Annotated in this window: 10 protein-coding genes; 5 read left to right on the forward strand and 5 right to left on the reverse strand. The window is 64.6% G+C overall.

Annotation, left to right across the window (positions count from 1 at the left end; all coding sequences use genetic code 11):
• Genes B5F90_RS01885 through B5F90_RS01895 form a run of 3 tightly spaced genes read left to right on the forward strand, consistent with a single transcriptional unit; the run spans window position 1 to window position 3,027 of the window.
• Window positions 1-1,221: an ABC transporter permease gene (locus B5F90_RS01885; protein ID WP_087360558.1), complete on the forward strand. Its 1,221-nt coding sequence runs from the start codon at window positions 1-3 to the stop codon at window positions 1,219-1,221.
• Window positions 1,222-1,249: 28 nt separating this feature from the next.
• Window positions 1,250-2,302, forward strand: a complete 1,053-nt coding sequence (locus B5F90_RS01890; RefSeq protein WP_087360561.1) for a sensor histidine kinase — start codon at window positions 1,250-1,252, stop codon at window positions 2,300-2,302.
• Window positions 2,299-3,027, forward strand: coding sequence for a LytTR family DNA-binding domain-containing protein (locus B5F90_RS01895; protein ID WP_087360564.1), 729 nt, complete (start codon window positions 2,299-2,301; stop codon window positions 3,025-3,027). The genes B5F90_RS01890 and B5F90_RS01895 overlap by 4 nt, the downstream gene beginning before the upstream one ends.
• 140 nt (window positions 3,028-3,167) lie before the next feature.
• Here the strand turns inward: B5F90_RS01895 and B5F90_RS01900 are convergent, their stop codons facing one another.
• The 4 genes from B5F90_RS01900 to B5F90_RS01915 all read right to left on the reverse strand — a co-directional run bounded on the left by B5F90_RS01900 (window position 3,168) and on the right by B5F90_RS01915 (window position 9,327).
• Complete coding sequence (locus B5F90_RS01900; RefSeq protein WP_087360566.1) at window positions 3,168-4,091, reverse strand: transporter; 924 nt, start codon at window positions 4,089-4,091, stop codon at window positions 3,168-3,170.
• A 271-nt stretch (window positions 4,092-4,362) separates the two neighbouring features.
• Window positions 4,363-4,812, reverse strand: a complete 450-nt coding sequence (locus B5F90_RS01905) for a GatB/YqeY domain-containing protein (protein ID WP_087360569.1) — start codon at window positions 4,810-4,812, stop codon at window positions 4,363-4,365.
• A gap of 46 nt (window positions 4,813-4,858) precedes the next feature.
• Complete coding sequence (locus tag B5F90_RS01910) at window positions 4,859-7,873, reverse strand: xanthan lyase (RefSeq protein WP_239307721.1); 3,015 nt, start codon at window positions 7,871-7,873, stop codon at window positions 4,859-4,861.
• Window positions 7,870-9,327, reverse strand: coding sequence for a sodium:solute symporter (locus B5F90_RS01915; protein WP_087360575.1), 1,458 nt, complete (start codon window positions 9,325-9,327; stop codon window positions 7,870-7,872). Before B5F90_RS01915 ends, B5F90_RS01910 begins: the two co-directional genes overlap by 4 nt.
• Window positions 9,328-9,558: 231 nt before the next feature.
• On the opposite strand from B5F90_RS01915, the gene B5F90_RS01920 reads away from it, so the two are divergent.
• Window positions 9,559-11,412, forward strand: coding sequence for a biotin/lipoyl-containing protein (locus tag B5F90_RS01920; RefSeq protein WP_087360578.1), 1,854 nt, complete (start codon window positions 9,559-9,561; stop codon window positions 11,410-11,412).
• 387 nt (window positions 11,413-11,799) lie between these two features.
• On the opposite strand, the gene B5F90_RS01925 is transcribed toward B5F90_RS01920, so the two are convergent.
• Window positions 11,800-12,288, reverse strand: a complete 489-nt coding sequence (locus B5F90_RS01925) for a PaaI family thioesterase (protein WP_087360582.1) — start codon at window positions 12,286-12,288, stop codon at window positions 11,800-11,802.
• Between the two features lie 265 nt (window positions 12,289-12,553).
• Between B5F90_RS01925 and mscL the strand changes: the two genes are divergently transcribed.
• Entirely contained in the window at window positions 12,554-12,997 is a 444-nt protein-coding gene (mscL, locus tag B5F90_RS01930) for a large-conductance mechanosensitive channel protein MscL (RefSeq protein WP_087360585.1), read from the forward strand.
• The last annotated feature ends 205 nt before the right edge of the window (window positions 12,998-13,202 follow it).

A 13,202-nucleotide genomic window follows, 5' to 3' on the forward strand; every position in this document is an offset into this window, starting at 1 on the left:
ATGAACTTTGCGAACCTTTTCAAAATCGCCTTCAAGGCGCTGTGCAACAACAAGCTGCGCGGATTCCTCACCATGCTGGGCATCATCATCGGCGTGGCGTCGGTCATCACGATGCTGGCCATCGGCCAGGGGTCGAAGCGGAGCATCCAGGCCGAAATCAGCGAGATGGGCTCCAACATGATTATGATTCACCCGGGCGGCGACATGCGCGGCGGCGTGCGGCTCGACGCCGACGACATGGAGTCGCTCAAGCTGAAGGACCTGGAGGACATCCGCAACAACACGCGCTTCGTCACCTACGTCTCGCCCTCGGTCAACAGCGCGGGACAGGCCATCGTCGGGGCGAACAACACCCCGACGACCATCTACGGCGTCAACACCGACTATCTGGAAATCCGCCGCTACCGCATCGCCGACGGCGACACCTTCTCCGAGCAGGACATCCGCACCGCGGCGAAGGTCTGCCTGGTGGGCCAGACGGTGGTCGACGAGCTCTTCCCCGACGGCACGAACCCCGTAGGGCGTGTGATTCGCTTCGGGACCATTCCGCTGCGCATCGTCGGCGTACTCGAAAGCAAGGGCTACAACAGCATGGGCATGGACCAGGACGACCTGATTCTCGCCCCCTACACCACCGTCCAGAAGCGCATCCTGGCCATCACCTACCTTCAGGAGATTGTCTGCTCGGCGCTGAGCGAGGCCTACACCGAGGAGGCCATCGACGAAATCTCCGCCATCCTGCGCACCAACCACAAGCTGAAGGAGGGCGACGAGGAGGACTTCACCATCCGCTCGCAGCAGGAGCTCTCGTCGATGCTCACCTCGACGACCGACATGATGACCATGCTGCTGGCCGCCGTGGCCGGCATCTCGCTGCTCGTGGGCGGCATCGGCATCATGAACATCATGTTCGTATCGGTCACCGAGCGCACGCGCGAAATCGGACTCCGCATGTCGATTGGCGCCAAGGGGCGCGACATTCTGGCGCAGTTCCTCATCGAATCCATCCTCATCAGCGTCACGGGCGGCCTCATCGGCGTGCTGCTGGGCATCGGCGCCGCCGTGGTGGTGAAGGTTGTGGCCTCGTTCCCGATTTACATCCAGCCGTGGAGCGTCTTCCTCTCGTTCGCCGTCTGCACGCTCACGGGGGTCTTCTTCGGCTGGTACCCCGCACAGAAGGCGGCCATGCTCGACCCCATCGAGGCCATCCGCTATGAATAATTCCCGAAAAAGGTTATCTTTGCATACCATGAACGCCGTACAGTCGAAATACGCCGCATGGTTCATCCACCTGACCGCCTGGGCCGTCATCTTCGGGATGCCGCTCTTCTTCACCGGTCCGGACCGCCCGCTCATGACCGGTCCGCAATACGTTCGCTTCCTGCTGGTGCCGCTCTCGTTCATGCTGGTCTTCTACACGAACTACTTCGTGCTCATCGACCGCTACCTCACCACCCGGCGCGGCGGCCGCTTCGCCCTCTCGAACCTGCTGCTCATCCTGCTGGTCATGGTGAGCGTCCACCTGCTCTTCCGCTACGTGCTGCCGCCCGACCCGGGGCACCACCCGCCCGCCGACCGTCCGTGGCAGGACGGCGTGCGCTTCTTCCTGGGCAACGCCACGCTCTATGCGCTGGTCGTCGGCGTGGGGGTCGCCATCCGGATGACGGGCGGCTGGTACCGCGCCGAGGCGGCCCGCAAGGAGCTGGAGCACAGCCACACCGAGGCCGAGCTGCAGAACCTCAAGAGCCAGTTGAACCCCCACTTCCTCTTCAACACGCTCAACAACATCTACTCGCTCATCCAGCTCGACACGACCCGTGCCCAGCAGGCCGTCCACGACCTGAGCCGCATGCTCCGCTACGTGCTCTACGACAGCAGCCGCGCCACCGTCCCGCTCGCGGCCGAGATTGACTTCCTGCGCGACTACATCGAGCTGATGCGCATTCGCCTGCCGCGCCACGTGCGGCTCTTCGTCTCGCTGCCCGACGCCCCCTCGTCGACCCCGATTGCGCCGCTGCTCTTCATCTCGCTGGTCGAGAACGCCTTCAAGCACGGCGTGAGCAACGAAAAGCCCTCCTACATCACCATCGACATCCACGAACTGGAGGGGCAGCTGATTTGCAGCATCAAGAACAGCCGCTTCCCCAAGAGCGACTCCGACCGCAGCGGCTCGGGCATCGGGCTGAGCAATCTGACCAGGCGGCTCGACATGATATACCCCGGCCGCTACATCCTCGAATACGGCCCCGCAGGCGAGACCGACTACCGGGCGCTGCTCTGCATCAAATTCGACGAACCATGAAACTGACCTGTGCCATAATCGACGACGAGCCGCTGGCCGTCGAGTTGATGGAATCCTACGTGCGCAAGACGCCGTTTCTCGAACTGAAGGCCTCGTTCGGGAGCGGCGTTGCGGCCTGCGAGGCGCTGCGCGAGGCACCCGTCGACCTGCTCTTCTGCGACATCCAGATGCCGGGGCTCAACGGCATGGAGCTCTCGCGCATGCTGCCCGAGGAGACCCGCGTGATTTTCACCACGGCCTTCACCCAGTATGCCGTCGATGGGTTCCGCGTGCGGGCCCTCGACTACCTGCTCAAGCCCATCAGCTACGCCGACTTTCTGGAGGCGGCCGACAAGGCGCTCGGCTGGTTCGAGATGAAGCGGCGCGCCGAGGCGCTTCCTCCGGCCGGGAAGGAGCCGCAGAGCATCTTCGTGCGGACCGAGTACCGGCTGCAGCAAATCGAACTGGAGCGCATCACCTACATCGAGGGGCTGAAGGACTACGTCAAAATCCACGTCGACAACCAGCCCGGTCCCATTCTCTCGCTCATGAACCTCAAGGCGCTCGAGGAGCAGCTGCCTCCGGACCGCTTCGTGCGGATTCACCGGTCGTACATCATCCAGCCGTCGAAGATGCAGGCCATCGAGCGCAACCGGGTTGTCATCGGCAAGGAGTACCTGCCCGTCTCGGAGAGCTACCGCCAGACGTTCTACACGTTCCTGGTCGCCCACTCGCTTCTTTTCTGACCCGCCGGAGAAGCCGGGCCCGGCGAACGGCTCCGAGAAGAGCCCCCACCATCCCCCAAGCCCCCCACCCGACACAAAGCGGGCGTCAAGGTGCCTTACGGCATCCTGACGCCCGCTTTCCGTATCCCGCGCCGGAAGCGTCACGCCTGCTGTCTGCGACGCTCGCGGTCCCGGCGGTAAATCTGATAGGAGTTCACGAAGTTCTGCCAAACGATGTAGGCCGTCGGGGCAATCGACGAAATCGGATTGAGGAACGACTGCGCCATCCAGACGGCCAGCACCGTATTCTTCTGGCCGAGCGACTGGCCGCCCGCCGCCGCATCGCCGTAGCGGCGACCCAGCATGCGGCCGATTTTGAACTGCACCAGACAGATGACCAGCGCCGCAAAGGCCAGCCAGAGCTCGATGTCCGGCGAGACATCGCGCAGGTCGATGATGAAGGCCGTCGTGCGTCCGATGATGACGACGAGCGACAGCAGCCACATGTAGAAGGATATCTGGCTGTGGTCGGCAATCCACCGCGAGGCGCGGTGGAAGAGGAAGCGGCAGCACTGCGCCGCGGCGAAGGGCATGATGAGCAGCGGTGCCACGCGCGAGAGAATCTCGACGAAGGAGCAGTGGCCGCTCCCGGTCAGGGCGATGACGACGGGCGCCACCAGTGCGATGACCATGTTGCAGAGCAGGCTGTAGGTGGTCATCGTTGCGACGTTGGCCCCCAGCATGCCGCCGATGACCACGGCGGCCATGGCGATGGGCGCCAGCACGCAAATCATCGCCCCCTGGGCCACGATGCCGTTCAGCGGCTCGAGCAGCAGGTAGACCGCCACGCTCGCGACCACCTGGAAGAGCAGCAGCCAGAGGTGGAGCATGCTCAGATGCATCTGCTTGGGGGTCACGCGGCAGAAGGTGACGAAGAGCATCAGGAAGATGAGCGTCGGGGTAATCATCTGGTACGATGCGGCCTCGAGCGCCGAAACGGGACGGCACAGCAGCGCCCCGACCACCATGGCCGAAGGCATGGCGATGGTCTTGACGTTGCGGTGCAGGGATTCCAGTACGTGCATGATTCCTTGTGTTTTAACCTATTTATTGAACCCGGCGATTGAGCTGGCTGGGCGGAGTGCTGCGGAGCGTCATCAACAGGCGAAATGGCCGGGCGGAGGGCATCGGAGCCTCTCCGGCGGGAGAACCGTCAACTGGTGCGCCGGCCGCCAAACGGCAATACCGGCCATCTCACGACGAGACCCGGACCGCCGCCGGGCTATTCCGGGCAGCTCCGACCGCCGCCGGGCTATTCCGGGCAGCTCCGACCGCCGCCGGGCAGCACTGGCCGCCCTACGAGAGCAGCTCCTTGACCTTGGCCGAAATCTCCTTGCCGTCGGCCTGGCCGGCCAGCCGCTTCGAGGCGACGCCCATCACCTTGCCCATCTCCTTCATCGAGGTGGCGCCCACCTCGGCGATAATCGCCCGCACGGCCTCGGTCAGCTCCTCGGCCGTCAGCTGCTTGGGCAGGAACTCCTGCAGCACGGCAACCTGCGCCAGCTCCTCGTCGGCCAGGTCCTGACGGTGCTGCTCGGCATAGATGGCCGCCGAATCGCTCCCCTGCTTGGCCAGCTTGGAGATGATTTTAATCACGTCGGCATCGGGCAGCTCGGCGATTTCGGGACCCGCCGTCTTGGCCTCGATGATGTACTTCTTGACGTTGCGCAGCGCGCTCAGGCGCACGGGATTCTTGGCCTTCATGGCCTCCATGATTCCGGTGGAAATCTCTTTTTCGAGTGACATGGTTGTTTGTTTTTATAGTTTCTACACAATATGTTGCATCGTTTATCTACTCCGCAGCTTCATCCCTGCGTCCCTGCGTCAGAAAGCGCAGCACGTCGCCCATCAGCCGCTCGCGCTGCTCCTCCGAACGAATCGTCTCGAAGGGGAATCCCGCCACGAAGGTGCGCCGGCTGCCGTCGTTGGCCACGGCGGCCGTACGGCCCGAATCGCCGTAGCGCATCACGGCAAACGACCGCTCTCCCACGGGTCGCAGGGCATCGGCGGTCTCGACGCCGTAGCAGCTGCGCGACGGGCGGGTGCGGAACTCATACTCCCCGCGCGAAAAGAGCGTGGGGGCCACGACGCGTACATCGCCCCGACGGGCGGTCTGCTCCTGCTCCAGTGCGCAGTGGAGCACCTCGCGCACGAAGGCCCGCTCCGCCTCGCCGGCTTCGGGCCCCGTCGTAAGGTCCGAGGCGACGTAGCTGCCCGAGACGAAGAGGCTGCCGCCGCACTCGAGGTAATCGGCCAAAACACGCTGCATGTCAGCCGTGAAGGTCTTGAACGTATAACCGACCGTACCCCGGCCAAGCAGCGTCGAGCGCTGCTTGCCCAGAATCAGGTCGACCACATCGCAGGCCTCCGGGTCGATGCCGCTCCGCTCGACCGCGGCGGCCGAGGCCGAGCAAAAGGAGTAGCCCGCACGGGCAATCGCACGCCCGTGCATGCTGGCATAGTCGAACGTATTACCGGCCACGACCTCCGCCTCGCCGTCGCTGCGGCAGGCGCCGAGGGCCTTCGTCTCGTCGCTGTTGCGCGCCTCGGCCAGGTCGTAGACATACTGCTCGCCGACGAACGAGCTCTCCTGCAGGTAGGGAACCCCCGCGTCGAGGCGGGGATAGAATCCGGCGGTCGAGTCGCTGCGCATGCTCAGCGGTGCACTCACGCGGTCGAAGCCGTTCACCACCAGCACCCGCCCCCGCTCCTCCGAGGCGCGGCAGGCGGCCAGCGTCTCGCTCGGGAAGCTCTCGCCGCCGTCGTTGAACGCCGTGATGCGGTAGCTGTAGAGCACGTCGGGCTCCTGTTCCGTCACGAAGCGGGGCTCGGCCGTGTAGCGGCCGTTGTCGAAGCCCCCGTCGCCGCGGCGCGTGTAGACCATGTAGCCCGAAGGTGCGGCCGTCGGCTCGAGCGAATCGACGGTCGGGAGCCACGAGAGCTCGACTTGGTCCCCGTCGCCCAGCCGCACGGCGAACGACGAGACGGGGAGCGGCTGCACGACGTACGGCCGTCCGTACTGCGCCGCAACGTGCTTGAGGATACCCTTATAGACGGCCCGGCTCACGAGGAACTTGAAGCGCGGGTCGTTGCCGTAGCGCATGTCGGCGAAGTTCTGGTGGGAGAGCAGTTCGAGCAGCATGGTCGGCACGTTGGGCACCCGTGCTTCGTAGTAGGAGCGGTTCCACAGCCCGCGGCGGCGCCACTCGGGTTCGCACGTGCGGCGGATGTCGCCGACCACCTGCGTCATCACCAGGTCGGTCAAATCGCGCGAGCGGTAGCGGTCGGCGCCCCCTTCGAAGCGGCCGTTCTTGTCGCGCGTGAAGAAGATTCCGAGCGTGCCAATCGTCTCGTCGCCGTCGCGCACCCCCGAGTCGGAGTGGAACGCCAGCGCCAGGTCGAGCGGAATGCCCAGTCCGGCCGAGTCACGCAGCCGCTCGGAGCCCCCCATGAGGGCATTGACCCACAGTGCGCGCGACATGAAGTCGTCCTTGTAGTCGTCGCGGTCGCCCTTGGGCGTATAGACCGACTCGTCGAAGCCGGCCCACTGCAACCAGTAGCGCGCCCCCTCGCAGAAGCGGGGCATGCCGCTCGTCTCGGCGCGGTAGAGACCACCCGGACGGGCCAGCGTATCGGCCGCCGCGCGGGCGACGTTGCCGTAGCCGCCGCCGATTTTCACGGCATCGGCCGAGACGATGCCTCCGGCGCGCCGCGAACGGTTCGAAAGCACGACGGCCTCCTGCTCACCCGCATCGAAAAGGAAGCGCCCGAGGTAGACCCACGTCCCGCCCCCCATCGTCTGGTTGACGGCAAAGCGGCTCTCGCCGCCCAGGTGGCGGACCGTATAGAGGGCGTCGTCGACGCTCCCCGGCGTCGAGTCGTAGCTCACGTAGAGGGCATACTCCCCGCGTTCGGGGATGTCGACCCGCCACACGGCGCGGCTCTCGGCCCCGGTCGTGATGCTCCGCACGTGGCGCGTCGTGCCCTGCAGGAAGGGGTTCTCGCCCGTCAGGTAGACCTGCTGGCGGTGTGCAAAGCCCACATCGCCTCCCGACCATCCGGCGTCGCCGTTCTCCTCGCGGTAGCTCTCGGCGGCGTCGTTGTCGGCCAGCACCTCGTGGCTCTGCCAGTCCCGCTCGCGGGGCAGCAGGACGCACGCCCCCGCATTTTCGAGCATGGGGACCAGGAAGGGCAGCACGTAGCTCTGAGTATAGAGGTCCTCGCACGTCTGCCAGAAGCGGGCCCGCTGCCAGCGCCAGCGCCCCTCGCGTTGGTCGAAGTAGCGGCCGTGGCTCTGCCAGAGGGCGATGTGACGTCCGGCGAGCCCCGCCGAGGGGGTTCTGCGGTCGAGCGGCGAGACGAGCGGCCGCGCCGAAGGGTTGACGAAGGGGGCCACACGGTCGCGCCGGCGCCGGGGCTGCACGGTGCGGCAGGCCAGCGGGATGAGCTCCTCGATGAGCCGCCCGTCGGTATAGAGTTCGATGCGCGCCTTGCGGAAGGATGCGGGGAGCAGCGCGCGCACCGAGTCGTAGATGGCCTGCACGTTCTCCTCGCGGAAGGGATAGTACGATAACCCCACCGAGGCGTAGAGCTGCACGCGGCTGCGCGACGACTTGACGCGCTGAATCCGCACCCAGCTGCCGGCCACCTCGCGCCCCGTGATGCGGGTCAGCGCGCTGCCGATTTGCCGGCGCGTCGCGGCGCCGATTTCGGCCGCCCGGGCCGGGGCGGCCGAGGCCGCTCCCGTCAGGAGCGCCAGCGCCAGCAGCGCCATGCACATATAATGTCTGTATGCGTGTCGTTTCATGACTGTATCCGTTTTTTGCGCCCCAGGAGCCACATGCCGCCCATCGTGAGCAGGGCGTTGTAGAGCAGCAGCTCGAATCCGATGCGATAGCCGAAGAGCTCCCCGGCGGCATACTGCAGCAGGGCGCTCAGCAGCGGTGCGGCGACGGCCACCAGCGGCAGCCAACGGCCGTCGATGCGGCGGCGGGTGCAGATGCCGAAGAGGAACATCCCCAGAATCGGGCCGTAGGTATAGCCCGCCACCTTGAAGAAGAGGTTGATGACGCTGTCGTTGCCGAAGCGGCCGAACAGCAGCACGAGCAGCGTCAGGCCGAGGGCCATGAGCGCATGCACGCGTCGGCGCGTCCGCGTCAGCTGCGCCTCGTCGCAGCGGCGCGTGGCGTCGAGCAGGTCGACCGTGAAGGAGGTGGTGAGCGCCGTGAGGGAGGAACCGGCCGACGAGTAGGTGCTCGCCATCATCCCCAGCACGAAGAGCAGCCCGACGTAGAGGGGCAGGCCGCCGTTGACGGCCACCTGCGAGAAGACCTGGTCGCTCTTCGGGGGGAGCGGCATGCCGACCCGCGCCATGTAGAAGTAGAGCAGCGCGCCGAGCGTCAGGAAGAGGAGGATGACGGCAATCTGGCAGAGGGCCGTCAGCACGATGTTCTTCTGCGCGTCGCGCGGCGTGCGGCAGCTCAGGTTGCGCTGCATCATCTCCTGGTCGAGCCCCGTCATGGCGACCAGCAGCACGATGCCCGCCACGAACATCTTCCAGAAGTAGCGCTCCGACGAGGGGTCGTCGAAGAAGAAGATGCGCGCGTAGTCCGACGCGGCCACCTCGCGCAGCGCCTCGCCCGTCGTGAGCCCCAGTCCGCGCACCAGCGCCAGAATCGTCAGCACGAGGCTCGCCACCAGGCAGAGCGTCTTGAAGGCGTCGGTCCAGATGAGCGACTTCACGCCGCCGCGCCGCGTGTAGAGCCAGACGAAGAGCACCGTCACCACGGCATTCGCCGCAAAGGGGAGCCCCACGCGGTCGAAGACCAGCAGCTGCATCACGGCGCAGACGATGTAGAGGCGCAGCGCCGCGCCGAGCATCTTCGAGAGGAAGAAGAACCACGCCCCGGTCCGCTGCGCGGTGACGCCGAAGCGATGGTCGAGGTACTGGTAGAGCGAGATGACCCGCATGCGGTAGAAGAGCGGGACAAGGAGGAAGGCGACGACGAGCTGCCCCACCGTGAAGCCCAGCACCATCTGCATGTAGGAGAAGGAGTCGGCCGCCACCGACCCCGGCACCGAGAGGTAGGTCACGCCCGACATGGCGGCCGTAATCATCGAGAGGGCGGTTACGAACCACGACGAGCGGCGGTTGCCCGTGAAGAAGCCTGCGTTGTCGGCATGACGCCCCGAGAGCCATGCGATGAGGAAGAGCAGGGCGATGTAGGCGAGCACTACGGCTGTGACGGCTGCGGGCGACATGTTTCCGGGTTTTAGGCGGGCCGCCGAACCCCCTCTTCCGTGCGGATGGAACCCGCCGGACGGAGCTTCGCGACACGCGACGCCGGCAAAGATACGAAAATCTCACGGGAAGGAGGAAGAATATTTTTCGATTTTCCGGCCAAAATTGTTGTAAATTAAAATTCTTTTCTATCTTTGTTATTCGAATAACAATAGCAAACGACACCAAAGAACCTAATTATTAATAGCATCATGGCAAGAAATCTTAAAATCAGAGACCTCACGTTGCGCGACGGGCAGCAGTCCTCGTTCGCCACGCGAATGAACCAGGCCCAAATCGACCGCTGTCTTCCCTACTACAAGGATGCGAACTTCTATGCGATGGAGGTTTGGGGCGGCGCCGTACCCGACTCGGTGATGCGCTATCTGAACGAGAACCCCTGGACCCGTCTCGAAACCATCCACAAGGCCGTAGGCAACGTCTCGAAGCTGACGGCTCTCTCGCGCGGCCGCAACCTCTTCGGCTACTCGCCCTACACGGATGAAATCATCGACGGTTTCTGCCGCAACGCCATCGAGAGCGGACTGGGTATCATGCGTATCTTCGACGCGCTGAACGACGTGGACAACGTCAAGTCGACGGTCAAGTACGTGAAACAGTACGGCGGCATCGCCGACTGCGCCGTCTGCTACACGGTCGACCCGAAATATCCCGAGCTGGGTTTCTTCGCCAAGCTGATGGGCAAGAAGAACCCGAAGCCCGTCTTCACGGATGAATACTTCCTGGACAAGGCCAAGCAGATGGCCGCTCTGGGTGCCGACATGATTACCATCAAGGACATGTCGGGCCTCATCCCGCCGCGCCGCGTGGCCACGCTGGTGCGCCTCTTCAAGCAGCATCTGTCGATTCCCGTCGACTTCCACACCCACTGCACCCCGGGCTACGGTCTGGCATCGGTTCTGGCAGCCATCGTTGCCGGCGTCGACATCGTCGACACCAACTGCTGGTACTTCGCCGGCGGTACGGGCGCTCCGGCCATCGAGCTGGTCTACGTCTTCTGCAAGAAGCTGGGCATCGACCTGGGCGTGAACATGGAGGCCGTGGCCAAAATCAACACCCAGCTGCGTGAAATCCGCAAGGAGCTCAACATGTCGGTATTCGGTGTCGAGAAGCCCGAGCCCAAGGCGTTCAACCCGCTGACGGATACGATTCCCGCCGAAATCGACGCCCTGTTCGACCGCGCCATCAAGGCCGCCCAGGCCGACGACGAGGAGGGCACCATCGACGCCTGCCGCAAGATTGAGGCCTACTACGGCTTCCCCGCACCCAACGAACTGGTCCAGAAGGCCGAGATTCCGGGTGGCATGTACTCCAACATGGTGGCCCAGCTCAAGCAGCTCAAGGCCGAGGAGATTCTGCCGCGCGCCATGGAGCTCATCCCGTCGGTGCGTCTGGCCGCAGGTCTGCCGCCTCTGGTAACCCCCACCTCGCAGATTGTCGGTGCACAGGCCGTGAACTGCGCCCTCGACGAGAAGGCCGGCCGTCCGATGTACACCAACAAGTCGTCGCAGTTCGTCGGTCTGGTCAAGGGCGAATACGGCAAGACGCCCGTCAAGATTGACCCCGAGTTCCGCTTCAAGATTTGCGGCGTACGCGAGGAGACTCCCTACGATACGTCGAAGTATCAGATGCAGCCCAACCCCGTACTGCCCGAGGCAGGCGGCGTGAAGCTGGCGGCCAACGAGAAGGAGGTGCTGCTGCTCGAGCTCTTCCCGCTGGTGGCCAAGAACTTCCTCACCGAGCAGAAGAAGAAGGCCTACGCCGCTTCGAAACCCGCCGAGCCGAAGGTCGAGGAGAAGAAGGCCGAGGAGAAGAAGGCTGCCGCCATCACGGGTCACACGGTCAACGCTCCGCTGCCGGGCCGCGTCATCGACATCAAGGTGAAGGTCGGCGACGAGGTGAAGGCCGGACAGGAGGTTGCCGTGCTCGAGGCGATGAAGATGGAGAACTCCATCACGTCGGATGTCAGCGGCAAGGTCAAGCAGGTGCTGGCCCAGGTCGGCGAGAATGTTCCGACCGACGCTCCGCTGCTCGAAATCGAGTAATCACGCATCACTCCCCACGGCGGAGGAGCCCGCTCCCCCACCGCTGAAAGGAAAACCCCCTGCAGTTGATGTTCGACTGCAGGGGTTTTCGTGTTCGGTGCTCCGAGAGGAGGCAGGCTTCGGCACCGCCGGGAAGACCGATGCGAGCGTCTACGAGCCGGACTGTCGGAAGGGCAAGGCCGGGCGGAACAGGAGCGCGCTCCGGGCCGGACGGAAGCGTGCCCCGGGCCGGGCGGCAGGAAGGACTGGGCAGGCGGAGCAGAAACACACCCCGGGCCGGACGGGAGCGTGCAGGACCGGCGGAGCAAAAGCGTGCCCCGGGCCGACAGATTCGGACTGCGCCGCGCCCCTCCGGGCTGTTCCATGCGGCGGACCAACCTCAGGGCGTCAGCGCGGCAGAGTCTCCTCGTCGCAGACGCCGCACTCGCAGAAGTGGAACTCCTCGCGGGCCCGCTCCTTCGGGAAGAGGAAGTAGACGCAGGTGGCCTCGGTGCAGAGTTCGCCCCGCTGGTCGAAGATTCGGACGCCGATTTCGACCAGATTGCGCCGCTGCTGCCGCACGACGGCCCGCAGCGTGATGCGCTCGTCGGTGGTGTGGATGGGACGGTGGTAGCGCACCTCCATCTTCGTCGTCACGCCGCTGGTCTGGTACTTGCGGAAGACGACCCAGCTGCTGATTTCATCGGCCAGCGTCGCCTGGATGCCGCCGTGCAGCGTATCGACCCACCCCTGAAATTCGGGGCGCGGATGCCATACGCTCACAATCTCGTCACCGTCTTCGTAAAACTCCATCCGCAGACCGCGTTCGCTGTGGGGGTCGCAGCCGAAGCAGCGATACCCCTCCATCCCGCTCCAGGGATTGGTAATCTTCTTCATATCGAATCTCTTTTTTGCTGTCCGTTTTCACACTCGGGCAAAACTTTTGCACCCGCAGCCTCCGGCCGCGAAGGTTGTCCCGAAGGTCGGGGGTGCACCCCGCCCATCCGACAAAATTACGCAAATAGCCGGAGAAAACCAACCCCGGGGCGGGCGGCCGTTCTGCCGTCCGGCGCCAAAACAGGTCGGAAGGTTGGATATGCGCCCGATTTTTCGTACCTTCATACGGCCGTAAAGCGGACACAACACAAAAACGCACAAGAGCATGAAATTTTTACAGGAATTCAAGGAGTTCGCCCTCAAGGGCAACATGGTGGACATGGCCGTCGGCGTCATCATCGGCGGCGCATTCGGCAAAATCGTCTCGTCGCTGGTCAACGACATCATCATGCCGCCGATTGGCATGCTGCTCGGCAAGACCGACTTTTCGAACCTGCGCGTCAATCTGAGCGGCCTGCGCGACAGCGTGTCGGGCGCAGCCGCCGGAGCCGAACCCGTCTACTGGAACTACGGCGCCTTCATCCAGCAGTGCATCGACTTCGCCATTCTGGCCTTCTGCGTCTTTCTGATGGTCAAGCTGATGAACCGTCTGATGCGACGCAAGGCTGCGGCTCCCGCCCCGGCGACGCCTCCCGCACCGACGAAGGAGGAGTTGCTGCTCACCGAAATCCGCGACCTGCTGCGCGAGCAGCAGAAGCAGGGCCGCTAACCGCCACCCCGGGAAGACGGAACCGCCGGGAAGAACGGCGTCGTACAAGGGCCGCGGCAGAGAGGCTGGACCGACAAACGCACACACCGCACCACCCCGTTACGGGATGTCATGCCGTGTGTGCGTTTTATCTTGCCGCACAGGCCCGGCCACAAAAAGGCAGCGCACTCGGGCCGCAGAGCCACTCTGCACCTGCTCCGCACCC

Source organism: Alistipes sp. An31A (assembly GCF_002159425.1).
Lineage (GTDB): Bacteria > Bacteroidota > Bacteroidia > Bacteroidales > Rikenellaceae > Alistipes > Alistipes excrementigallinarum.

Excerpts from the sequence above, each read along its gene's own strand:
- B5F90_RS01885 (WP_087360558.1), top strand. The coding sequence starts at position 1 with ATGAACTTTGCGAACCTTTTCAAAATCGCCTTCAAGGCGCTGTGCAAC.
- B5F90_RS01890 (WP_087360561.1), top strand. The coding sequence starts at position 1,250 with ATGAACGCCGTACAGTCGAAATACGCCGCATGGTTCATCCACCTGACC.
- B5F90_RS01895 (WP_087360564.1), top strand. The coding sequence starts at position 2,299 with ATGAAACTGACCTGTGCCATAATCGACGACGAGCCGCTGGCCGTCGAG.
- B5F90_RS01900 (WP_087360566.1), bottom strand. The coding sequence starts at position 4,091 with ATGCACGTACTGGAATCCCTGCACCGCAACGTCAAGACCATCGCCATG.
- B5F90_RS01905 (WP_087360569.1), bottom strand. The coding sequence starts at position 4,812 with ATGTCACTCGAAAAAGAGATTTCCACCGGAATCATGGAGGCCATGAAG.
- B5F90_RS01910 (WP_239307721.1), bottom strand. The coding sequence starts at position 7,873 with ATGAAACGACACGCATACAGACATTATATGTGCATGGCGCTGCTGGCG.
- B5F90_RS01915 (WP_087360575.1), bottom strand. The coding sequence starts at position 9,327 with ATGTCGCCCGCAGCCGTCACAGCCGTAGTGCTCGCCTACATCGCCCTG.
- B5F90_RS01920 (WP_087360578.1), top strand. The coding sequence starts at position 9,559 with ATGGCAAGAAATCTTAAAATCAGAGACCTCACGTTGCGCGACGGGCAG.
- B5F90_RS01925 (WP_087360582.1), bottom strand. The coding sequence starts at position 12,288 with ATGAAGAAGATTACCAATCCCTGGAGCGGGATGGAGGGGTATCGCTGC.
- mscL (WP_087360585.1), top strand. The coding sequence starts at position 12,554 with ATGAAATTTTTACAGGAATTCAAGGAGTTCGCCCTCAAGGGCAACATG.